The sequence below is a fragment of the Pseudomonas sp. FBF18 genome (assembly GCF_024261405.1).
Classification (GTDB): domain Bacteria; phylum Pseudomonadota; class Gammaproteobacteria; order Pseudomonadales; family Pseudomonadaceae; genus Aquipseudomonas; species Aquipseudomonas palmensis.
Genome location: NZ_QKRS01000004.1, coordinates 307,325 through 329,982, shown reverse-complemented (window position 1 = coordinate 329,982; position 22,658 = coordinate 307,325). Strand labels below are relative to the sequence as shown.

The window sequence follows — 22,658 nt, the reverse complement described above, 5'->3', positions numbered from 1 at the left end:
AGGCGTCCCGGCGCAGGGCCGGGGCACCGATGTTCAGAGGCTGTCGATCATTACCGTGTGGCCGCAGCGGGCGGCTTGGCCAATGGCGTCGATGACCTGCAGGTTGCGCAGGCCGTCGCGCACGCTCACCAGCGGCCGGGCCTGGCCACGGATCACCTGGCAGAAGTGCGCCAGCTGGCGGGCCAGCGGGTCGGCCTCGTCGAGGCTGGCGGTGGCGCACTGGAACGGCCGCCACCACGAGCGCTGTTCGTGGCGGGCGTAGTACTTGAGGCGCATGGTCGGTATCGACAGCGAGCCCTGGGTGCCGGCCAGTACGTAGCAGTCCTCGTCGGCGTAGCTTGGGTAGTCGAGGTTCTCGCGGGCGGTCTGCTCCCAGCTGCGCGCGCAGGCGGCGGTGTCGGAGAGCATGAAGGTGCCTAGCGCGCCGCTGGCAAAGCGCAGGCTGATGGCGATGCTGTCTTCCACGGCAAAGCCGCGGGTGGCGTTGGACGCCTGGGCCTGCACCGCGACGATCTCGCCGCACAGCGAACGCAGGTTGCCGATCTCGTGGATCAGGTTGATCAGCACCGGGCCGCCGCCGGCTTCGCGGCGCCAGGGGGCGGCGTCGAAGTAGTCGTCGGGCTTGTAGAACAGCGCGCTGCCCATCACCGCCACCAGGTTGCCCAGTACCCCTTCGGCAATCACTTCGCGGGCCTTGTGCAGGATCGCACTGTGGGCGCGGTGGTGGCCCACCAGCAGGCGTGCATCACGCTGCTCGGCGATGGCCAGCAGGCGCTTGCCGTCTTCCAGGGTATGCGCCACCGGCTTTTCGATCAGTGCCGGTATGCCGTGCTCCACGCAGGCCAGTGCGCCGTCGACATGCAGGTGGTTGGGCGTGGCCAGGATCACCCCGTCCGGGCGCTGCGCGCCGAACAGTTCGGCCAGCCCCGGGTACAACGGTACGCCGCAGGCGTTGGCCAGTTCGGCGGCGGCGGGCGAGGGGTCGACGATGGCGGCCAGCTGGCACTCGGCGCTGGCCTGGATCAGTTCGATATGGCGGCGGCCGATCAGGCCGGCCCCGGCCACGGCAAGGCGTAATGCAGTCATGGTTCTCACTTTCTTGTTCTGGGTCGAAGCGCGTTTGTGAGAGGCTAATAAAAAAGCGCCAGGAGATAATCGGGCCAGATGAAGAATCAGAATGCGCTGATAGCGAATAATGAGCCGTTGCTGCGTGACCTTCAGTTGTTCTGCGAGGTGGCGCGGCGCTCCAGCTTCATCGCGGCAGCCACCGAGACCGGGCTGTCGCCGGCGCATGTGAGCAAGCGCATCGCCACCCTGGAGACGATGCTCGGGGTCAAGCTGTTCAACCGCACCACGCGGCGGGTCAACATCACCAGCGATGGCGAGGCGACGTTCGTGTGGGCGCAGAAGATCCTCGAGGACGTGGGCGCGATGTTCGATGCGTTGTCCGGCGGGCAGCGCGAGCCGCAAGGCACCTTGCGCGTGTGCACCAGCCTGCGCCTGGGGCGCGAGCACGTGGCGCCGATCCTGTCGCTGCTGCGGCGCCAGTACCCGGCGCTGGAGGTGTGGGTGGAGCTGCTGGACCGGCGCGTGGACCTGATTGCCGACAACTTCGATATCGATGTGCGGGTGGGCGAGGTGCAGGAAAAACACCTGATCGCGCACCGCATCGCCAGCAGCTCGCGGGTGCTGGCTGCCGCCCCGGACTACCTGGCGCGGCGCGGCCAGCCGCGGGTGCCGGCCGACCTGGCGCAGCATGACTGCCTGCTGTTTCGCAGCCGCGACGACCGTTTCGGGGTATGGCGCCTGGTGGGGCCCAATGGCGCCGAGACGGTGAAGGTGACCGGGCCGATGGCCTCCAACCACAGCGACATCGTGCGCCAGTGGGCCCATGACGGGCACGGCATCATCATGGCTTCGCGCTGGGACGTGGCGGCCAGCCTGACCAGCGGGGCGCTGGTGCAGGTGCTGCCGGGGTATCACCAGCCGGCGGACATCTGGGCGGTGACGGCGGTGCGCTCGTCAAGTTCGGCCAAGGTGCGCAGTTGCGTGGCGTTTCTGCGTGAGCAACTGGCGCAGGGGCCCTATGCGCTGGCTGGGGGAAGGGCGGGGCAATAGCGGGGCGGCCTTCGCCAGCAAGGCTGGCGCCTGCACCCTGCGGGCGAAGGCCGGGGCCTCAGAACCAGCGGTCGCTGCGCTTGCGCCCGCGGCTGAGCATCGGCAGGATCAGCCCCGCCAGCAAGCCGGCCCCGGCAATGCCGCCGCCGTACACCATGTAGCGCATCAGCACCTGCTTGTTCTCGTCGCCCAGCTGCGCCTGGGTAGCGCGCAGTTGCGATTGCGCATCGCCCAGCTCGGCATTGAGCGCGGTGCTGCGCGCCTCCAGTTCGTCGATCAGGGCCTTGCGTGAATCCAGTGTCTCCTGCATGCCCTGCACCCGGGTCTTCCAGCTGTCGTCGATGGTCTTGAGCTGCTCGCTCAACTGGCTCACCTGTTCGCTCAGTTGCGGCACGCGCTCGGCCTGGCCGGGCACCGTCTGCAGGTCGCTGCTGTTGATCCACACGGTATCGCCCGACTCGCCACGTACCTGGCTGTAGTTGCCCTGGCTGGTCAGCAGGGTGACCTTCTGGCCGGATTTGAGGTTGCCGACGATCCGGTGCCCGTCGGTAGGGCCGCTGCGCACGTAGGTGCTGAGGCTGTCGCTGACCCAGCGTTCATTGCCGCTGCCTTCCTCGGCGTGGGCCGGGCCACACAGGATGACCAGGCTGCCGAGCAGGCCGGGGATAAGAGAGCGCCGTGCGCGAAGCTGAAAAGATGGGGGCATGGTGATCTTCTTGAAAACGGAAAAAATGAAACCCACAGACCATTTTTTGCCCGTCAGGTTCACTGCGCACTGACGAAGGGCAGGCACGAATCGTGGCAATGCCGGAGAAGTTTCCTACCTGACAGCAGGATGCCCCCTGATAGGGGCGGGGCATGACCGGGAATAGTCTTACGCGGCTTGAACAACGGTCTGTCTTTCTCATGTTATGGAGTCTTTCAATGGTTGCTAAACGCACCACGAACTACCTGGCCGCCAGCAGCCTGCTGATGGTGCTGGCCGGTTGTGCCGGCGTGCCCGTGCCCACCGAGCAGGTCGAACTGACCCGCAACGCGGTCAGCCGCGCCGTGACCGCCGACGCCACCCAGTACGCGCCAGCCGAAATGAAGGCCGCCCAGGACAAGCTGTACGCCGTCGAGCGCGCCCTGGGCGAACGGAACCTTGTCGCGGCCCGCACCCTGGCCGAGCAGGCCGAGGCCGATGCCAACCTGGCCGAGCGCAAGGCGCGTGCCGCCAAGGCCCAGCAGCAACTGCGCAGCGCGCAGCAGGGCATTGAAGTGCTGAAGCAGGAAATGCTCCAGTCGCCCGACGCCATCACCCCCACGATCACGCCGTAAGGATGCCCGTCATGTCCGTCAAATACCTGTTGCCTGCCGTTTCCGTGATGGGCCTGTTGCTCGCCGGTTGCAGCACTACCGCCGAAAACCCTGGCCTGCTGCAAGCCCGCGAGCACTTCAGCGTGCTGCAGAGCAAGCCGGAGTCCAGCCGTCTGGCGGCACTGGAAACCAAGGATGCGTTCAATGCCCTGGGCAAGGCCGAGCTGGCTTCGATCAAGGACCGCAAGGCCCCGCAGATCGAGCAGCTGGCCTACCTGGCCAACCAGAAGATCGCCGTCGCCGAGCAAACCATTGCCCTGCGCCAGGCCGAAGCCGGCCTGCAGGGCATCGAGGCGCAGCGCACCCAGACCCGCCTGGACGTGCGTACCGCGCAGCTCAAGGCCCTGCAGCAGCTCAAGGCCAAGCAGACCGAGCGTGGCACCGTGGTGACCTTCGGCGATGTACTGTTCGACACCGGGCGTGCCGAGCTCAAGGCTGGCAGCCAGCGCAACATCGACCAGCTGGCCGAGTACCTGCGTGCCAACCCGGAGCGCAAGGTGCGGGTCGAGGGCTTCACCGACTCGACCGGCAGCGACAGCCTCAACCAGCAGCTGTCAGAGCGTCGCGCAGCGGCTGTGACCAACGCCCTGCGCCGCAACGGGGTGGATGCCGGGCGCATCATCAGTGCCGGCTATGGCAAGGAGTACCCGGTGGCCTCCAACGCCGACGCGCAGTCGCGTCAGCTCAACCGCCGCGTCGAAGTGATCATCTCCCACGGCAATGCTGCCGTCGGCCAGCGCTGAGGCCTACAGCAGCCGGGTCAGCAGCCAGTACAGCCCGCCCGACAGCATGATCGCTGCGGGCAGGGTCAGTACCCAGGCCATCGCCAGGTTGGCGATGGTGCGCAATTGCAGGCCCGAACCGTTGGCCACCATGGTGCCGGCCACCCCGGACGACAGCACGTGGGTGGTCGACACCGGCAGCCCGTACATGTCCGCCGCACCGATGGTGCACATCGCCACCAGCTCCGCCGAAGCCCCCTGGGCGTAGGTGAGGTGGGTCTTGCCGATCTTTTCGCCCACCGTGACCACGATGCGCCGCCAGCCGACCATCGTGCCCAGCCCCAGGGCAATCGCCACCGCCACCTTGACCCACAACGGAATGAACCGGGTGGCGTCGTCGATGCGGCTCTTGAACAACTGCACCTGCGCGGTGGCGGCCGCGTCGAGCCCGCCGTGCTGGTGCTTTTGCATCAGGCGGATGGCTTCGCTGGTCAGGTACATGTCGTTGCGCACGTTGGCCATGGCCTCGGCCGGTACGTGGGTCAGCGAGCCGTAGCCTGCGACTTCCTCGCCGATCAGGCCGGCCAGTGCCGCCAGGGCCGGTACCAGCTCGGCGCTCGGTTGCCGCTCGCGCAGGTACAGGGTGAGGGTGGCGCGCGGGTCGCCGACATGAGGCTGCGCCGACTGGCCGAGCAACTGCTGCTGGGTGGCCTGGGCCACGGCGGCAAACTGCAGCGACTGGTCGGCCGGCATGGTGCGGTTAAGCGCGTAGGCCATCGGCAGGGTACCCACCAGAATCAGCATGATCAGGCCCATGCCCTTCTGCCCGTCGTTGGAGCCGTGGGCGAACGACACCCCGGTGCAGGTGGCGATCAGCAGGCCGCGAATCCACCAGGGCGGCGGGGCGTCGCCGACCGGCGCCTGGTACAGCTCGCGGCGCTTGACCAGCATGCGCAGGCCCACCAGCAGCAGCGCCGCACAGGCAAAGCCCACCAGGGGCGAGAACAGCAGCGCGTAGCCCACCTTGCTGGCCTGGGTCCAGTCCACGCCGCTGGTGCCGTCGCGCCCGTTCATCAGCGCATTGGCCACGCCCACGCCGATGATCGAGCCGATCAGGGTGTGCGAGGAGGAGGCCGGCAGCCCCAGCCACCAGGTGCCCAGGTTCCAGATGATCGCGGCCAGAAGCAGGGCGAAGACCATGGCAAAGCCGGTGGCCGAACCCACCTGCAGGATCAGCTCCACCGGCAGCAGGGCAATGATGCCGAAGGCCACCGCGCCGCTGGACAGCAGCACCCCGATGAAATTCCAGCACCCCGACCACACCACGGCAAACTGCGCCGGCAGCGAGTTGGTGTAGATCACGGTGGCCACGGCGTTGGCGGTGTCGTGGAAACCGTTGACGAATTCGAAACCCAGGGCAATCAGCAGTGCCAGGCCCAGCAGCAGGAAGGGCGTCCAGGTGGTGACCACGGTACCGGCGGCATCGATGTCGCGGAACAGGCTCCAGGCGGTGTACACCAGGCCCCCCAGCAACAGGCAGACGAACAGGGTGACGGAGGCGCGGCCGGGGCGGGTGGCCAGTTGTGCAAGGGAGGGGCGGCCACCCGCGGAGTCAAGGGTGGTGCTGATCGGGGTTGTCATTAGACGGGTCCGGTAGGGTGGAAGTCGTGCCTGGCGCATCAAGGATAAAAACCCTGAGTGATGGCATAGTGACTTCGATCAACAAAAACGCGGGTTGCCCAGCTACGCTTGTACCCAGGCAGTGGGAGGAACGTGCCGATGATTCAGTGCAAACGGGCCTATGAGGCGCCTGCGCCGCAGGATGGCGAGCGGGTGCTGGTGGATCGGATGTGGCCGCGCAACCGGCGCAAGGATCAGTTGCACCTGAGTGCCTGGCTACCGGAGGTGGCGCCGTCGTCGGCCTTGCGCCAGGCCTTTCACCGCGGTGAGGTGGACTACGACGGGTTCTGCCAGCGGTATCGCCAGGAGCTGGCCGACCGGCCGCAGCATTGGTGGGGGCTGCTGGACAAGGCCCGTGGCGGCACCCTGACCCTGGTGTACGCGTTCAAGGATGAACAGCACAACAATGCGCGGGTGCTGGCCCAGTGGCTGGAGGATGAGCTGGATCGCCAGGGGCCCGGGAGTTCGCCGGTTTGCTATGCCGATGAGCTGGGGCCTAAAGTGTGACTCTCTGAATCTGCGTTACGGCCATCGCGGGTCAAGCCCGCTCCCACAAGGCCCCCGCCTTACCTGTGGCAGCGGGCTTGACCTGCGATGGCCGCGCCGAAAATCCCCTGACGGGCACCCAAATGACCCCAACCCTGACCCCCGCCACCGACCTGCACCGAACCTTCGCCCGCGACCTCACGCGCCGCGCCATGCTGGCGTACTACCGCGAATTCGACCTGCTCTGGCTGGAGGAAGCCTTCGACCAGGCCTGGGGCTGGCGCGAGCAATGGCTGATTGTCGACGCCGGACAGCCCCTGGGCTTCTGCAGCCTCAGCCAGGACAGCCGTGCGCTGTACATCCGCGAACTGCACCTGGTCGAGGCCGCCCGCGGCAAGGGTATCGGTGGCTGGGTGCTGGAGCAACTGGCCGAATGGGCCGGCAGGCGCCATCTGCCGCTGCTGCGCCTGACCGTGTTCAAGAGCAATCCGGCCCAGGCCCTGTACCTGCGCCACGGCTTCGTCGCGCAGGGTGAGGACGAATGCTTCGTGCGCATGCAGCGGGTTATCGGCTAGCACTCTGCACGCAGGTCAGCCCCGGCTGCGGGGTACCGGCGGCCACCCGGCTTACCTGCACCACGCAGCCCTGGCGCACGGTGGCGTCGAGCAAGGGGCCCTGCACCGGCAGCAGGTCGCCGATCAGCAGGTTCTGCAGCAATGGCTTGCCCTCGAAACGGTTGCTGCCCAGCAGCACCTGGTCCATGCCTTCCACCCGAACCACCGCCTTGCCCACCCGGCCCAGGGTGTTGCCGCCCAGAATCAGCGGCCCGGCCAGCGGCTGGGTGTTGCGCAGGCTTATGGCGTACTCGGGGGTGTTGCCGATGTGGTTTTCCAGCATGACCGCGCCAGCCACGTCGCTGGCGTCCACCGCGCTGCCCTGGCTGTTGCCGATGAAGTTGCCTTCGATCAGCACCGGCATCTCGCCCTTGAGGTTGCGCAGCAGCACGCCGTTGCCGCGGCTGGCGCCGATGCGGTTGCCGCTCAGCAGCAGGGCGCCTTGCTGGTCGCTGACCTCGATGGCGGCCTTGTGCGTGCCCAGGATCAGGTTGTCGTCGAGCCAGGCGCGGGTCTGCCCGCGCAGGCGGATGCCGCTGTTGTTGTCGACCCCGCGAATCTGGTTGTGCGCCATGCGCATCTGGCTGTCGCGCACGTCCACGCCATACTGCTGGGCACTTTCGAAGCGGCTGCCCTCGATCACCCCACGGCTGTGCTGCAGCTCCACCGCCGACAGCTCGCTGAACTGGCTGTCGCGTATCAGCACGCTGGCCGGCCGGGTGGCCGGCGATTGCTGGCTGCTCAGGGCAGTAGTCAGGCCCCGCGACAGGTTGGCGTTGTAGCCCAGGCGGTTGAGGGTGGCGCCGATCAGCTGGGTATGGCTGCCGGCCCAGGCCACCACGAACGGGCGCCAGGCGCGCTCGGTGTTGCCGGCCTTGTCGCCGGCCACGCTTTCCAGGCGCGACTGGTTCAGGCCCAGCCAGCCCTGGTTGATCAGGGCCGTGCCCGAATAGCTGTAGAGGTACAGGCTGGTGCCCTCCAGCACCAGCCCGCCATCGGCGGCGATCATCAGCGGGTAGCTGAGCAGGTAGCCGTCCTTGTAGCGCTTGAGTACCTGCGGGTTGTTCAGGGTGTCGGCCAACTGCGCCAGGGTGATGCTGCCACCCTGGATCAGCACCGCCTGCGGGTGGTGCGCCTGGTAGCCGGCCACGGCGCGGAACAGGCCGTTGTTGACGAACGGCTCGAACGGCCAGCTGCCGCCCTGGGCCGAGAACATCGGTTGCAGGCTGACAGTGGCACGCCCGCCGGGGCGCGGGCGTTCCTGCAGGGTGAAGCTCACTGCTTCGCGGGTGCTGGCCTGCACCTGTTGCACCTGCGCCTGGTAGTCGTTGGGGCTGACCACGCGCAGTGCCTGCTGCATCGGCAGGCCCTGGGTGGCGGCGTGGGCCACGCCGGCGAGGCCGGCCAGCAGCAGGCCGGCCAGTCGGGTAAAGCGGAAAATGCGGGCAGGCTGGGCCATGGCGATTCGTCCTTGGGTTACGGCAAAGGGGGGTAGAAGGGCTTGAGCGGGCCGCCGATCTGACTGTAGTTGTCGACGTTGCCGTCCTCGCTTTCGTACAGCTGGCGGGCCAGGCGGTTGTTGGGCGCGCGGTACAGGAACGGGATCAGCCAGGCCAGCTTGTAGGGCGCTACCTCGGTCTGGGCCTGGCCCATCAGTTCGGGCAGCGGGCCGGGGTCGAGCACCGTGCGTGCGGCGAAGTTGCCCAGCAGCTCCAGGGTCTGCTGGTCGTGTTCGCTCCAGGGCAGGCCATTGGCCCGCGCCGACTCGGCCAGCAGCACCAGCGGCACCAGCGCGTACTGGCTGTAGGTGGCGGCAAGCCGGGCACGCGCCACTTCCAGCGGCAGGTAGGCATAGCTGCCGTCCCCGCTGCGCACCGCCTGCTGCAGGCCGCGACGCAGATTGCCGTCGGCCCAGCGGATGAAGTCGTCGCGCTGCACCAGCATGCCGCTGGCGGCCACGGCCCAGGCGGCCCAGTAGTCGTGGTTGTTGAACCAGGTGAAGCTGGCGGCCTGGCGTGGCTGGTACTCGCGGATGATCAGTTCGCCGAGCTGTTCGAACCAGCGCGTCTGGGCCGGCGACAGCTGCACCTGGCCGTTGCTGGCGGCCTGGGTCAGCAGCAGCGTCGAGGCCATGGCCGCCACCGCCCACTTGCGCGCCGCCATGCCGGTGCTGCTGGCATCCGGGTTGAGCAGGGCACCGGCCTGCGCCCAGTGCTCCAGCCACTGGTCCTGGCAGGCCAGGGCCATGTTGGCCTGCTGCGGGGTCTTGGCGCGCTGGAAGCGCTTGCTGGCGAAGATCAGCCCGGCGATGAACTGCTTGACCTGCTTGCTCGCCGCCTCGGTGTCGGCATCGGGGCGGCTGCGCAGGGTCGACTTGCTGGCATCGCGCTGGTCGTACTTGCTCTGCATGCGCAGGCTGGCGGTGTACGGTGGCGGCGGCTGCTTGCTGCACTGCAGGGTGCGGTAGTCGGCGATCATCGCCGACTGGGCGGTGGCCCGCGCCGGCCAGATCGATTGCGCGGCCAGGCTGCTGCCCAGCTGCAACCCGGCGCACAGGCCCAGGGTGGCGACCAGCCAGGGCTTCAGAGGCATAGACGGGTTTCCACCCGGGTGGCGGCCAGGCTCGGCTTGGTCGGCTCGAGGAACACCGAGAGCAGGTTGGCCCCGGCGAACTCCTTGGCCTTGCTCAGCTCCAGGTAGTACTGGCCACCGCTGACGGCCGCCTCGCGGCGAAACCACACCTTGTCGCGGGCACCGTTGTCGTAATACACGATCACGTAGAAGTCCTTGACGTTCTTGTCGCTGATGCGGATGTCCAGAAAGCCCTGGCCGCTGCCCAGTGCCTTGCGGCTTTCGCCGGCGTTGCTCAGCAGTTCGATGCGGTCGTTGACGCGCAGCGCCGGGCGCTGCAGGCGGTTGCCCAGCACCGGTGTGGAGGTGCTGCAACCGCCCTTGACCGCCGGAATCAGCTGGCGGTACATCTGGTCGGACTCCAGCTGGTAGTTGGCCGGCAGCTCCCAGATGATCAGTCTGGGCGGTGCGTCGGGCTTGTAGTTCTCGGACAGCAGGTATTCGAGCAGCGAGCCGTCCTGGCCAACGCCGGGCAGGGCGTAGTTGAGGATGTCGACATCCAGGTACTGCTTGAGGTAGCCGTCGAAGTTGAACTGCTTGCTCTCGTCCTCACGGGCTGCGGCGTTACTGTCGCCCACCAGGATCACCTGCGGGTCGGGGGCTTCGTCGAACAGTGCGTCGGCATCGTCGGCCACCGGGATGGTCTGGTAGCCGCGCACGTACTGGAAGCCGTAGTTGTTGCCGCAGATGCTGCTCATCGCCAGGTTCATGGTGCCGTCCTTGGGCACCATCACGCCGGGCTCGGTGCGGTAGTGCTTCTTGGTCAGGTCGGCATAGAACGGCTGGCGGCGCACCTCATCGGCCACCAGGCGTGCGGTGGCCTCGGCACCGCTGGGGGTCCAGTGGTGGTCGCGGCGAAAGAAGTACTCGCCCGCCGGCGGGGTGCGCACCAGTTGCATCAGGTCGGGCACCACCGCGCCGCCGCTGCGCAGCTGCTGCAGGTAGCTGGCCAGGTTGTTGCTGGCGCGCTCGAAGTCGAACCCGTGCAACTGCCCGGGGTAGAGCTTGTCGCGGTGCATCAGCCCACGGGTGGGCTGCACGGCCATGGCCACGTGGATACCCTGCTGGCGGAACGCGGCCATCAGGCGCGCGAACTCCGGGCGCATGGGCGCGGGGATGCCGAAGTCGTTGGTCAGGTCGACGGCCGAACGGAACAGCCAGCGGTCCTTGCCCGGGACGATCTCGCGCATCAGTTTCATCCGCCCTTCGGCGTATTTCTGCGGATCGCTCAGGGCCGGGCAGACCATGCACTCAAGGCTGGTGCAGCCGGTGCTGGGCGCCTCGGCGGCCTGGCCGGCCTGGCTGGCGGCAGCGAGTACGGCCATCAGGCCGAGGGAGGTAAGGATCTTCATGCGCGGTTCATCATCCTGTGTTCAAGGCCAGCCTGCGGTTACAGCGTGGGGTCGATGCTGTTGGCCACGCTGATGCTCTTGTAGCCATTGGCGGCGGGCAGCAGCACGTAGCTGTACGAGCGGCCTTTCTTGAGGAACAGGTCGTCGAACTGGGCGACGTTGCGCTGATCGACATAGGCGGCGAAGCCGATCTTGATTTCGTTGACCAGGCGGCTGCCGGTCTGGTCCTTGCCCAGTGGGTCGATGACCGAGGTCTTGCCGTCGGAGGTCTTGAGGGCGGCCTGCGCGGGGGTCAGGTTGTAGAAGGCGATCTGGGCCTTTTTCGGTTCGTTGACGTATTTGTCGGCGATCAGGGTCAGGCCCTTGCCGTCATACACCACGGTGCTGGCGGCGTTGGCCTTGAGCTGCGGCTCGATGGCCTGTTTGTCGACCGCGATCTTGTGGCTGCCGGCAGGGGTGAAGCGGTAGCCGCTGAGCTGGCCGGGGGCGACCTTCTGTGGGTTGACCTTGCCGCTCAGGGTCACGTCGATGCTGCGATCGCTCAGGTTGAGCACGCGCACGAAGGCCGAGTCGGCCGGGGCCACGGCGTCGTAGAGGTCGGCATTGCCGTCGTTGGCGAGGCTGGCGGTGCTGACCAGCAGCAGGGCGGTGGCGGCGAGCAGTTGGCGTGGCGAACGGGTCATGGTGTATCTCCTTAGAAGTGTTGGGTCTGGTTCATCTGACGCTGGCCGCTGACCCGATGGGCCAGCAGGGTGCGCAGCGGGAATTCCCAGACCACGGTGTCGATGTCAGGGTTGCCCAGCTCATCGCTGGCCAGAAACTGGTTCATTGCCTCGAACGGCCCGCGGGCCTCCACGGCAATGCTCAGCAGGTCACGGTTGAGGGCTTCCTTGAGAAAACCGACGAAGTTCCAGTCGTCGATCTTGCTGTAGCTGGTACCTACCAGCAGCAGGCTTTGGGCCTGGTCGGCGAACAGCTCATCGCTGCTCTGTTCGGCCTTCAGGGTTTCGTACACGGCGATCTGGTTGGCGCCAAAGTCCGGCATCAGCCGGCTCTGGTCGAACTGGATGTAGTTCATCAGGTCGCCCTTGACGGTCTTTTGCGCGACCTGGTGCGACACATAGCGCTCCTGGCCCAGCAGCTCCGGGTGCTGGCGCGCCAGTTCGAAGGCGGCCAGGCGTGCGCCATCGGGGCTCCAGTGGGTGTCGGACTTGAGAAACAGCGGCGGGCCGCCGAGGTTGTCCAGAAACGCCGAGCGCAGCGGCGTCACCGTGACGTTGCGTGCCTGCAGCTGCGCCACGAAGCGGTCGTACAGGCTGATGGCGCGCGGATCGAACGGGTGCTCGGCATGCGCGGCATAGATGTCCAGCTTCATCGGCAACGGCAGCAGCACCAGGCGCTTGCCGTGCTGCGCCAGTTGCGCCTGCACGGCGTCGATCTGTGCCAGCTGGCCTTGCAGATTGGCCTCCAGGTCATTGGGCACACGGTATTCCTGGGAGGTATAGAGCCAGCCGTCCTTGCCCAGTACCACGCCCTTGGTGCCCTCCCTGAACAGCAGGTACTGCGCGTCGGCCCACAGCTGCACCGAGGGCTCGCGCAGGAAGAAGCGCTTGTCGTAGGCCTGCTCGAACTTGCGCAGCAGCTTGCCGTCGACGAACAGGTTCCAGGCGTCACTCTGGTTTTTCGCGAAACTGAAAACCGGCGGCAGGGAGTAGACGAACATCCCCGCCAGCACCAGGCAGAACAGAATGCCGTTGACCTTGCTTGCCGAGTTCATCACCGGGTACATGACAGTCTCCTAGAACTGGAAGTAGAGGAAGGGGGAGAACGAGTGCGCAGCCAGGCTGCTCAGCGCCAGCGCGAAGCCGGCCCACAGCAGCACGGCCTTGAGCCCGCCGACATGGGCCATGAAGAAGTGCTGCTTGTTGCCGGCGTAGTAGCGCACGTTGTTGCTGCCGGCCAGGATCAGCCAGCACAGCGCCACCGCCACGAACGACATGGCCATCTTCGAGGCGCCCAGCACGTAGAGCTCCAGCGAGCCCAGGCCGTTGAAGCCGAACAGCGCCTGGTAGATGTCCAGGCTATGGCGCAGGTCGTTGGTGAAGAACAGCGGCATGCTCAGGATGATCAGCAACCCGGTGCGCAGGTTGCGCCCCAGGCGGTAGGGCGTGGTGACCTTGGTGGCCAGGTTGAACTTGCGCTCGATCACCATGCCCAGGCCGAAGAACAGCCCCCAGCAGATGAAGGCGAAGCTTGCGCCGTGCCACAGCCCCGACAGCAGCATGGTGTACACCAGCGCCGGCATGGCCCCGGCGATGCGCTTGCGCACCAGCGGCATGTACACGTAGTCGCGCAGAAAGTGCGCCAGGGTCATGTGCCAGCGGCTCCAGAACTCGGTGATGCTCTGCGAGACGTAGGGCTGGTTGAAGTTCTCCGGGAAGCGAAAACCCATCATCAGCGCCAGGCCCAGGGCCATGTGGCTGTAGCCGGCGAAGTCGAAGTACAGCTGCAGGGTCGACACCACCAGGCCGAACCAGGCATCGCTCAGCTGCAGGCTGCCCTCGCTGATGAACAGCACGTTGATCGGCGCCAGCTGGTCGGCGATCAGCACCTTCATGATGAAACCGAGCATGAACCGGCATACCCCCAGCGAGAACATCTCCAGCGAGTGGGTACGCTGGCGCAGCTGCGGGGCCAGTTGGCTGTAGCGCAGGATCGGGCCGGCCACCAGGTGCGGGAACAGCGCGACGAATGCGGCGAAGTCGATGAAGTTGTTGGTGGGCGTGGCGTCCTTGCGGTAGATGTCGACGATATAGCTCAGGGCATGGAACACGTAGAACGAGATGCCCAGCGGCAGGAAGATCGTCTCCAGGGTGAAGGTGTTGATGCCCAGCGGCGCCAGCAGTGCGCCCAGCACCTCGGCGCCGAAGTTGGCGTACTTGAAATAGCCCAGGGTCGACAGGTTGCCGATGATGCCGATCCACAGCAGGCGGAACGCCCAGCGCTTGTCGCCGGCGTCCAGGCGCGCCTTGATGCGCAGGCCGAACCAGTAGTTCCAGTAGGTGATGCCGACGAACAGCAGCAGGAAGTCCGGGCGCCACCAGGCATAGAAGATGTAGCTGGCGGCGACGATCACCGTGGAGCGCCACGGCGCACGCGCCAGGAAGTACACCGCCAGGAACAGCGGCAGGTAGAGGAACAGGAACACGTTTGAGGCGAAAATCATCGCGGGGCCCGCCCTTAGTAACTGATCACGACGCCGACCGTCAGCTGGTAGTCGTCACCGGTATCCAGCGCGTTGCCGGCATTGAGGTAGCTGGCGCTGACCAGGGTGTTGACGTCCAGGTGCTTGCCGTCGAGGGCGACCGGAAACATCTTCCAGTAGTAGTTGAGGTCGAGCATCTGCCCCACGTGCTTGCCGTTGCCGTTGCTGCCCTGGGCGATGGCCTGGTTGCGCGCGCTGCGCTGGTCGCCGTCGACGCGGATCGGCAGGGTGCCACTGGCATCGCGCAGCTTGAGTTCGGTGAGGCGAAAATCCAGGGCGCTGCGCGGCGTGGGCCGGGTTTCCACGGCAAAGCCGTAGTAGCTCAGGTTGCGCAGGTCGAGGCTGACGAACGAGCTGGCCAGGCGGGTGCTGTAGGAGCCCTGGCGGGTGATGCGGTCGGACTGGATGGTGTTGAGACGAAAGCCGTCGTTCTCGTTGCTCGGCTTGTCGGTCAGCCCGCCGCGCAAGGCCAGGCGCGGGGTCCAGGGCAGGTCGTCGAAGCGTTTGCCGATCTCGCCCAGCGCCGCCCAGCCGCTGGCGTTGTGGCCGGTGGTGGTCAGGCCGTTGCCGTCGGTGTTGTCGACCTTGCCGTCGAGTGCGGCCAGTTCCAGGTGGTAGTCGCTGAACAGCGGGCTGATCTGCAGGTTGTCGGCCTTGAAGAACAGCCCGTAGCGCATGCCGGTGAAGTCGTAGCGGTCACGCGGGTCGTGCCCGCTGTGGTCGTCTTCGTACATCAGGCGCGTGCCGGCCCAGTTGTTCTCGCTCCAGCGGTAGGCGTACTCGCCCATCAGGTAGGTGGTGCGTTCTTCGCTGTCGGCCAGGCGGTTGACGTCGCTGTTGTAGTTGTAGAACTTCTGCGCCACGGCGAAGAAGCCCTTGGCGAAGGTGTCCTTGTAGTCGAAACGCAGCGATTCGATGCTGTCGTCCCACCAGATGCCGTAGTCGTCGGCAAAGCGCTGGCGTCCGGCCGACAGCGAGAAGCGTGGGTCGTCGCCCAGCAGGTTGCGCTTGACGTACAGCTCGCGCAGCTCGGCGTACCAGCCTTCGGGCTGCTCGCGGTCGAAGGCGTTGGTGCTTTCGTTCTGGCTGTTGGCCGTCTGGCTGGAGTCGTAGTTGAGCCACAGGCGACCGTAGACCATCCACTTGGCCCAACGTTTTTCCGGCGAATACCAGGCGAACGAGGGTTCGTAGCGCAGGCTGTAGAAGCTCTCGCGGCTGCGCCCCACCTGGGAGTCTTCGGGGCCGTAGCCGGTCTGCACGGTGAGCTTGTTGAAGAATTCGGAGGTGATCACCGGCGTGCTGGCGTCGGCGTCTACCCGCACCGGCTCGCTGCTGTCGGCCTCGGGGCCGGTGATTTCTTCGGCGGCGAACGCGGTGTACAGCGGCGCGAGCATGAGCAGGGCGCCAAACAGGGACGGATGCGCTTTCACAGGGTGGTCTCCTTGAGCAGGTCATTGCGTGCCGCCATGGCGCGCTCGATGTCAGCCGTTTTCAGGGTTTTGTCCAGGCGCTTGAGCAGCCCGCGGGCGCGGCGCTCGCCCAGGTCCAGGGCAAGGCGCGCGTAGGTGTAGGCCTTGACCGGGTCGTGGCAGATGGCGCGGCCGCTCGCGTAGATGGTGGCCATGCGGTACCAGGCGGCAGTGGCGCCGCGCTCGGCCTGTTCCTGGTAGATCGCCAGGGCACGCTCCTGGTCGGGCTGGTCGAGGCCGCCCTTGCTGTACAGGTCGGCCAGCAGCAGGTGCGCGTCGCGAAAGTTGCTGGCGATCAGTTCGTCGATCAGCACCTGGGCCTTTTGCGGGTCCAGGGTCAGCCAGTTGGTGACCATGTACAGCGAGGCATTGAGCGCCTTGGCCCGGGTCGGGTCCTTGGCCTGCACCTGGGCAATCAGCGCCTGTACCTGGTCGGCGTTGTGCTCGGTGGGGTTGGAGATCATGAAGTTGGCCTTGGACACCAGCGCCGGCACGAAACCGCGCTGCGCGGCGTTGTCGAACCAGCGCTGGACCTCGGCCATGGCGGCCGCCCATTCATCGGCCAGGGCCTTTGCACGGGCCTGCTGTTCGGGGGTGGGCGCGGGCCTTGGGGCACCCATGGCGTTGCCCAGCTGTTCATCCTGCTCGGCCTGCTGGTCGGCACGCTGCACGGTGCTGATGGTGTCGAGCAACGAGCCGATACGGTGCACGATCTCCACCGGCAACTGCGCCATCCGGGGCTCCAGGGTGCGGGCGAAGGCGGGGAACGCGGTGTCCTGGCGCTCGCCGAGGAAGGCGTAGTAGCGGTCGACGCCACGCGGGTCGACGCGTACCGCCTGCTGGTACCAGTGCTCGGCAGCGGCGCGGTCGCCCTGGCGCTCGGCGACCACCGCGCGGTACAGCTCGGGGTGGCAGTCGAGCAGGCAGGACTGCTCGTACAGCGCCAGCAGCTGCGCGGCCTCGGCGGTGGGCACCAGGTCAGGGTAGGTCAGGAACACTTCCAGCGTGGCATTGGTGTTGCGCGGGTCCAGGGTGGCCGGGTAGCGGGTCAGCGCCTGGGCCACCCAGGCGCGCTGCTGCTGGCGCAGGCCGGGGCTGCGGTCAAGCAGGCGGGCCAGCGAGGCCAGCGCCGGCACCAGGCCGCGACCCTCGGCAAACGCTTCCTGGTACAGGCGGATCGCCTCCTGGCGGTTGGCGCTGTCGCTGCTGGCCAGCACATCGCCCAGCAACTGCTTGGACGCCAGGTCACCGCGCTCGGCGAGCACGCGCAAATCGGCGCTCACATCGGCTTGCGGGTCCTTGTACAGCGCGTAGCGGATCTGCTCCAGGCTTTGCCCGGCAAGGGCAGGGCCGGTGCAGGCGAGGGCGGTGAACAGCAGCCAGGCGGGCGTCATTGGTTTCATCTGGGGGCCCTTCAGCGCGACAGCGACGGCAAGGCCGGCAGGCCCAGGTACAGGTCCACCGCCACCGGTTTCTGGTAGGCCGCCAGTGGCAGCGGACGGTCCGGCCGGATGGTCAGGGCGAGGTTCTTGTTCAGTGCGTCGACCCGCGAGTCCACCACGGTGCCGCCGAAGCGTTCGTCCAGGCCGAACACCTGCAGGTCCACGGATCTGACCCGGCTGATGTCGCTCAGCTTGTCGAACGGCACGTTGGCGCTGACGTACAGCGGCTGGTCCTTGGGCAGCAGGTGCAGCAGCGGCGCCTGCTTGTAGCCGTAGCCGTTCATGGGCGTGCTGGGGAAGTACACCTGGCAGTCGCACGGGCTGTTGATCACGGTCTCGATGGTGGCGCGCCCCAGCAGGGTCTGCAGGTCGCCGGGCGCGAGGTCGGCCAGCGCCTTCATGTCGGCCGGGCTGGTGAAGCTGGTAGCCAGTTGGGTGGAGATGTTGGCCAGCGGCTCGCCGGCCTTGACCTCGCTCTGCCCAGGCTGCAGCAGGAACTTCACGTAGCCGTTGTCGGGCATGCTGATGATCTGCGCATCGGCACTGACCTGGGCCTGCACGGCCGGAATGCGGAAGAACAGCAAGTAGCTCTTGTAGGCCACGAAGCTCAGGGCGGCGATGCCGGCGGCGGTGAACAGCAGGGTGCCGCCGATGGCGCGCAGGCGATCGCCTGCATTGCGTGCGCTGGCGTACTTGTGCTTGCGCTCCTTGATGTAGTTCTCGCGCTGCATCACGTTGAACAGGCCGTTGACGTCGGCAATTTCGCCCGACAGGTAGGCGCTGATGATGTAGCGCAGGATGTCGCGCTTCTGGGCGTCGAGGTCGACGAACTGCGCGCCGACTTCGGCGCCGCGCTGCGAGACGATCTTGATCTGGCTGTCGATGTTCAGGTCGACCTGGTTCAGGCGCAGTTGGATCGAGGCGGTGTACAGGCTGCCGATCTTCAGCGGGGCGCTGTGCACCAGGCCCAGGCCGCCCAGGGAGATGTCCTGCAGGGTGCTGTCGATGGGCGCCTGGCCGGGGGCGCTGAGCCTGACCCGGGCATTGAGCTTGGTGCGCACGTACTGGCGTTCGTCGATGGCCTCGTGGACCACATTGGCTGCAGTGGTGCCGGGGGCTGCTGGGATGTTCGAGCTACTCATGGCAGGCGCCTTTCCTTAACGTTGCGTGAGTTCGAGAAGTACCGAGATGGCACCGAAGAAAATCGCGATGGATGAAAACAGCATCGCCTTCGATGACCAGCGGTTCAGGGCCGTGTCGAAATCGACAGTGCCGTTGCTTAGCGTGGTTTTTTGCCGGGTCCAGCTCTGCTGGTCCATGTGGAACAGTGCGTACACCTTCATCAGCGAGCCCACGATCTGGTTGTAATAGAGAACGAACGGGTACACCGGGCTGACCGGGTGACCGGCGAACAGGAACAGCACCGTCACCAGGCTGCGCGAGAGCAGTACCCAGAACAGGTACACCAGCAGGTACTCGATGCCGAACACCACGCCGGCCACTACCGAGGCGGTCAGGCCCATCAGGCAGGTCCACATCGACACGCGCTGGTCGAGCAGCACGTACAGGGTGAACAGGCCCAGGCGGGCGCGGCCCAGCAGGTGGGTGGCGCGAAAGTTCTGGCGCAGCGAGTTGCCGTACCAGCGGAACATCAGCTGGCGGGTGGCGCGCCAGAAGCTGTTGTCTGGTGGATGCTCCACGGTCAGGGTGTTGCTGTCGGGCACGTAGAAGGTGTCCCAGCCGGCGCGCATCAGGCTCAGCCACGAGGACTTGTCGTCGCCGGTGAGAAACTGGAAGCGGCCCAGGCGCCAGTGTTCGAGAAAGTCGGCTTCCACGTCGCGGATGAATTCGGGGTCGGTCATCACGCTGGCGCGAAAGAACGACAGCCGGCCGGTCAGGGTCAGCACCCGGTGCGACAGGGCCATCGAGCACATGTTGATGTGCCGCTGCACGAAGCGCATCGAGTGCCACTGGCGCATCAGCGGGCTGCCTTCGACCTCGCAGAACTCGTTGGTGGTCAGGCCACCGACATTGGGCAGGTAGGCGAACAGCTTGACCGCGCGCTCGACGCAGCCGGGCAGCATCATGGTGTCGCCGTCGACCACGCCGACCACCGCGTCCTGCAGCGGCATCTGCCGCGACAGGGCACGGAAGGCATGGGCCAGGCCGTCACGCTTGCCGGTGCCACGGGCGCGCACGATCACCAGCTTGATGTCGTCGCGATCGACCACCTCGTTGCGCATGATGGTCTTGATGAACTGCTCGTCGCCTTTTTCCACGATCGAGGCGATCACCGTGCACGGCACGTTCAGCCGCTGCACTTCCTGGAATACCGACTGGTACACCTTGAAGGTGGTGTGGGTGGGGATGCGAAAGCTGGTCACCACCATGAACATGTGCGAGGGCAGGGCATCGTCGCCCATGCGCTCGACCGCCTTGCGGATGCGCGGGAACTTCCAGTGCAGGAAGTACATGCCGCGGATGTAGTGGACGATGGCGTTGCCGTAGCGCCACATGCCCAGGGTACCGATGATGAAGATGAACGTGTGGTGGCTGGGGTCCAGGTACTGCGGCGCGATCATCTGCGACGCCAGCGCGACCAGGCCGAACAGGCAGGCCCAGGCACAGAAGCTGGCGCCTGCCTGCAGGTAGCCGGGTCGGCCCTCGGGCCGCTGTTGCTGTGGTTTCATGGTGCCGTTTCTCCTTGGTACGGGCAGCGCGCACCCGGCCGTTCACGCACATGAGGTTCGCCGGCGCTCCGAAGGAGGCGGCACTCAGGCAGGTAAACAGTCGGGTGACGCGTGGAGTCGAACGCCTTGGGCTCTCTTGACGGAGCCTGTGGCCTTACCAGCAGATCCCTTCCTGGGTGGCGTTGCTGGCGTTGGGCATGAAACCGACCAGGTCGACGATCTGCTTGTCGCCATTGCCTTCCAGGGCCTGGGCGAAACGCGGGTCGTTGTTGCCCAGCACGATGATCTCGGCGCCGTCGATCACCTGGTCGAGGTCGTTGCACAGCAGCGACGACACGTGCGGGATCTTCGACTCGATGTAGTCGCGGTTGGCGCCGAACACCCGGGCATACTCGACGTTGGCGTCGAAGATGCGCAGCTCGTAGCCCTTGCCGATCAGCATTTCGGCCAGCTCCACCAGCGGGCTTTCGCGCAGGTCGTCGCTGCCGGCCTTGAAGCTCAGCCCCAGCAGGCCGATACGGCGCTTGTTGAAACCGCTGACCAGGTCGAAGGCGTTCTGCACCTGGCTGCGGTTGCTGGACATGATCGAGGCCAGCAGCGGGTGCTCGACGTCCAGCTGGCCGGCGCGGTAGGTGAGGGCGCGCACGTCCTTGGGCAGGCACGAGCCGCCGAAGGCGAAGCCGGGGCGCAGGTAGTAGCGCGACAGATTGAGCTTGTGGTCCTGGCACACCACGTCCATCACCTCGCGTCCGTCCACCCCGGAGGCCTTGGCGATGTTGCCGATCTCGTTGGCGAAGCTCACCTTGGTGGCGTGCCACACGTTGCAGGTGTACTTGATCATCTCGGCCACTTCGATCGACTTGCGGATCACCGGGGCGTCCAGGCCCTCGTACAGCGATTGCAAGATGTCGCCCGACTGGGTGTCGAGTTCGCCGATCACGGTCATGGCCGGGAAGTCGTAGTCCTTGATGGCCGTGCTTTCACGCAGGAACTCGGGGTTGACCGCCACGCCGAAATCGACGCCGGCCTTCTTGCCCGAGGCTTGCTCGAGCAGCGGGATGACCACGTTGTTGACCGTGCCTGGCAGCACGGTGCTGCGCACCACCACGGTGTGACGGCCAGCCTTGTCACGCAGGGCTTCGCCGATCTGGCGGCATACGGCCTCCATGTACACCAGGTCGAGGTCGCCGTTCTTCTTGCTGGGCGTGCCCACGCACAGCAGCGACAGTTCGGTGTCGAGCACGGCGCGTTGTACGTCGGTGGTGCCGTACAGGCGCCCTTGCTGCACGGCCTGTTGCAACAGCTGCTCGAGCCCCGGCTCGACGATGGGCGACTTGCCCTGGTTGATCATGTCGATCTTGGCCGGGGAGATATCCACCCCCACCACATTGTGGCCACGTGCCGAGAGGCACCCGGCGCACACGGCACCTACATATCCGAGCCCGAAAATACTGATGTTCATAGAGATCCCTTTAGCACTGTTCGCCTGAGCGAACCCTTGTGTAGTTGATAAATGTTCAGGCGGCAGGCGCAAACTGAAACGCGGCGAACGTTGATGTTCGTCGGCGGCTTATCTCTCTTTTTTTCATCCTATAGCGTTTAATTTTGGAACGGCAACACTTCATATCAAATTAACTAGAAAAAAATATAGTTTGTTTTGTGAAAGTTAAAAAACCATTAAAAAACAATGACTTATAGTTTGTGTAAAGTTCGACGTCAAAAAATTGATATTTGTATTGTGTGCGTTTTAATGGCGCCAAAAAAATGCTTCCACGGGGGTTTTACATAACTTTTAATAGTGGCAAATCGCCTTCATTTAATTAGATGAACCGTTTCAGCTTAATGTTTTGAAAGTTGCAATCGGGCGACGGGTTAGTTGTGTTGATGAGTGCATCGCGAGCGTGAACAGCCTGTTTTATTGGCGTTGCTTTTTTTTTGCATTCGCCACCGCTTGTGCTCCGCGTGGCGAGCCGGGCATAGTTTCAGTTTCATGCGTGGCCTGTGCCTGTACAGGCAGGTCTGCTCATCCAGGCAGAAGCCCAGCTGCAGTGACGATGAGCCGCGTAGGAAGCCACGTAGGAAGGCTGGGAAATTGACGTCAGCCGGATGGCGTTTACAGTTAGCTCACCCGGTCGATTTTTTGCTAAGGTGGCCGGATACAATTCACACCGTAACGCGAGGTGTCTGCTTGATCAGGGTCCTGGTGGTCGATGACCACGATTTGGTGCGTACGGGCATTACCCGCATGCTGGCCGACATCGACGGCCTGCAGGTGGTAGGGGAAGCCGATTCCGGCGAGGCAGCACTGAAACTCACCCGCGAACTCAAGCCCGACGTGGTCCTGATGGACGTCAAGATGCCCGGCATCGGTGGCCTGGAGGCGACCCGCAAGCTGCTGCGCAGCCACCCCGACATCAAGGTGGTGGCCGTGACCGTGTGCGAGGAAGACCCGTTTCCCACCCGCCTGCTGCAGGCCGGTGCGGCCGGCTACCTGACCAAGGGCGCCGGGCTGGGTGAAATGGTCCAGGCCATTCGCCTGGTGTTTGCCGGGCAGCGCTACATCAGCCCGCAGATAGCCCAGCAGCTGGCACTCAAGTCGTTCGAACCGCAGAATGCCTCGCCGTTCGACAGCCTGTCGGAGCGGGAGATCCAGATCGCCCTGATGATCGTCGGTTGCCAGAAGGTGCAGATCATTTCCGACAAGCTGTGCTTGTCGCCGAAGACGGTGAATACGTACCGTTACCGGATCTTCGAGAAACTTTCCGTTACCAGTGACGTGGAACTGACGTTGCTGGCCGTGCGCCACGGTATGGTTGACGCCAACCTCTGA

At 65.6% G+C, this 22,658-nt stretch carries 20 protein-coding genes; 6 read left to right on the top strand and 14 right to left on the bottom strand.

Annotated features, from left to right (window positions below):
* Positions 1 to 33: 33 nt before the first annotated feature.
* Entirely contained in the window at positions 34 to 1,086 is a 1,053-nt protein-coding gene (locus tag DN387_RS09515; protein ID WP_054916496.1) for a Gfo/Idh/MocA family protein, read from the bottom strand.
* A gap of 78 nt (positions 1,087 to 1,164) precedes the next feature.
* Here DN387_RS09515 and DN387_RS09510 point away from each other — a divergent pair, with 78 nt between their 5' ends.
* Positions 1,165 to 2,118: a LysR family transcriptional regulator gene (locus tag DN387_RS09510; RefSeq protein WP_043861094.1), complete on the top strand. Its 954-nt coding sequence runs from the start codon at positions 1,165 to 1,167 to the stop codon at positions 2,116 to 2,118.
* Positions 2,119 to 2,176: 58 nt separating this feature from the next.
* Here DN387_RS09510 and DN387_RS09505 read toward each other — a convergent pair whose 3' ends face one another.
* On the bottom strand, positions 2,177 to 2,824 hold the full coding sequence (locus DN387_RS09505) for a TIGR04211 family SH3 domain-containing protein (RefSeq protein ID WP_054916521.1): 648 nt from the start codon (positions 2,822 to 2,824) through the stop codon (positions 2,177 to 2,179).
* Between the two features lie 218 nt (positions 2,825 to 3,042).
* Here DN387_RS09505 and DN387_RS09500 point away from each other — a divergent pair, with 218 nt between their 5' ends.
* Together DN387_RS09500 and DN387_RS09495 are read left to right on the top strand one after the other, a co-directional pair.
* Complete coding sequence (locus tag DN387_RS09500) at positions 3,043 to 3,438, top strand: DUF4398 domain-containing protein (protein ID WP_052504235.1); 396 nt, start codon at positions 3,043 to 3,045, stop codon at positions 3,436 to 3,438.
* A gap of 11 nt (positions 3,439 to 3,449) precedes the next feature.
* Positions 3,450 to 4,220, top strand: coding sequence for an OmpA family protein (locus tag DN387_RS09495; protein ID WP_054916495.1), 771 nt, complete (start codon positions 3,450 to 3,452; stop codon positions 4,218 to 4,220).
* A gap of 3 nt (positions 4,221 to 4,223) precedes the next feature.
* On the opposite strand, the gene DN387_RS09490 is transcribed toward DN387_RS09495, so the two are convergent.
* Positions 4,224 to 5,840 carry an inorganic phosphate transporter gene (locus tag DN387_RS09490; protein ID WP_054916494.1) on the bottom strand — a complete coding sequence of 539 codons (1,617 nt, stop codon included), beginning with the start codon at positions 5,838 to 5,840 and terminating at the stop codon, positions 4,224 to 4,226.
* Between the two features lie 138 nt (positions 5,841 to 5,978).
* Here DN387_RS09490 and DN387_RS09485 point away from each other — a divergent pair, with 138 nt between their 5' ends.
* Together DN387_RS09485 and DN387_RS09480 are read left to right on the top strand one after the other, a co-directional pair.
* The gene (locus DN387_RS09485) at positions 5,979 to 6,386 is read left to right on the top strand and encodes a DUF488 domain-containing protein (RefSeq protein ID WP_054916493.1); all 408 of its coding nucleotides are present in this window, start codon (positions 5,979 to 5,981) and stop codon (positions 6,384 to 6,386) included.
* A 122-nt stretch (positions 6,387 to 6,508) separates the two neighbouring features.
* Positions 6,509 to 6,940 (top strand): GNAT family N-acetyltransferase, encoded by a 432-nt coding sequence (locus DN387_RS09480; protein ID WP_054916520.1) that lies wholly within the window; start codon positions 6,509 to 6,511, stop codon positions 6,938 to 6,940.
* Here DN387_RS09480 and DN387_RS09475 read toward each other — a convergent pair.
* The 11 genes from DN387_RS09475 to DN387_RS09425 all read right to left on the bottom strand — a co-directional run bounded on the left by DN387_RS09475 (position 6,930) and on the right by DN387_RS09425 (position 21,290).
* Positions 6,930 to 8,438, bottom strand: a complete 1,509-nt coding sequence (locus tag DN387_RS09475) for a right-handed parallel beta-helix repeat-containing protein (protein ID WP_054916492.1) — start codon at positions 8,436 to 8,438, stop codon at positions 6,930 to 6,932. The two genes, DN387_RS09480 and DN387_RS09475, sit on opposite strands and share 11 nt — an antisense overlap.
* 17 nt (positions 8,439 to 8,455) lie before the next feature.
* Positions 8,456 to 9,571 carry a polysaccharide lyase gene (locus tag DN387_RS09470; protein ID WP_043860256.1) on the bottom strand — a complete coding sequence of 372 codons (1,116 nt, stop codon included), beginning with the start codon at positions 9,569 to 9,571 and terminating at the stop codon, positions 8,456 to 8,458.
* The gene (locus tag DN387_RS09465; RefSeq protein WP_254506049.1) at positions 9,562 to 10,962 is read right to left on the bottom strand and encodes an alginate biosynthesis protein AlgX; all 1,401 of its coding nucleotides are present in this window, start codon (positions 10,960 to 10,962) and stop codon (positions 9,562 to 9,564) included. The genes DN387_RS09470 and DN387_RS09465 overlap by 10 nt, the downstream gene beginning before the upstream one ends.
* 38 nt (positions 10,963 to 11,000) lie before the next feature.
* Positions 11,001 to 11,645, bottom strand: a complete 645-nt coding sequence (locus tag DN387_RS09460) for an alginate O-acetyltransferase AlgF (RefSeq protein ID WP_043860258.1) — start codon at positions 11,643 to 11,645, stop codon at positions 11,001 to 11,003.
* Between the two features lie 11 nt (positions 11,646 to 11,656).
* Complete coding sequence (locus DN387_RS09455; protein WP_043860259.1) at positions 11,657 to 12,751, bottom strand: alginate O-acetyltransferase; 1,095 nt, start codon at positions 12,749 to 12,751, stop codon at positions 11,657 to 11,659.
* Between the two features lie 9 nt (positions 12,752 to 12,760).
* Positions 12,761 to 14,188, bottom strand: coding sequence for an MBOAT family protein (locus DN387_RS09450; RefSeq protein ID WP_043860260.1), 1,428 nt, complete (start codon positions 14,186 to 14,188; stop codon positions 12,761 to 12,763).
* Positions 14,189 to 14,202: 14 nt separating this feature from the next.
* Positions 14,203 to 15,657 carry an alginate export family protein gene (locus DN387_RS09445; protein ID WP_054916490.1) on the bottom strand — a complete coding sequence of 485 codons (1,455 nt, stop codon included), beginning with the start codon at positions 15,655 to 15,657 and terminating at the stop codon, positions 14,203 to 14,205.
* A complete protein-coding gene (locus tag DN387_RS09440; RefSeq protein ID WP_052504205.1) occupies positions 15,654 to 17,099 on the bottom strand; it encodes a sel1 repeat family protein in 1,446 nt (481 codons plus the stop codon). Before DN387_RS09440 ends, DN387_RS09445 begins: the two co-directional genes overlap by 4 nt.
* Before the next feature lie 11 nt (positions 17,100 to 17,110).
* Positions 17,111 to 18,280, bottom strand: coding sequence for a PilZ domain-containing protein (locus DN387_RS09435; RefSeq protein WP_054916489.1), 1,170 nt, complete (start codon positions 18,278 to 18,280; stop codon positions 17,111 to 17,113).
* 15 nt (positions 18,281 to 18,295) lie between these two features.
* Complete coding sequence (locus DN387_RS09430) at positions 18,296 to 19,828, bottom strand: glycosyltransferase (RefSeq protein WP_173925053.1); 1,533 nt, start codon at positions 19,826 to 19,828, stop codon at positions 18,296 to 18,298.
* A 154-nt stretch (positions 19,829 to 19,982) separates the two neighbouring features.
* Positions 19,983 to 21,290, bottom strand: a complete 1,308-nt coding sequence (locus DN387_RS09425; protein WP_043860264.1) for a nucleotide sugar dehydrogenase — start codon at positions 21,288 to 21,290, stop codon at positions 19,983 to 19,985.
* A gap of 726 nt (positions 21,291 to 22,016) precedes the next feature.
* On the opposite strand from DN387_RS09425, the gene uvrY reads away from it, so the two are divergent.
* Positions 22,017 to 22,658, top strand: coding sequence for a UvrY/SirA/GacA family response regulator transcription factor (uvrY, locus tag DN387_RS09420; RefSeq protein WP_043860265.1), 642 nt, complete (start codon positions 22,017 to 22,019; stop codon positions 22,656 to 22,658).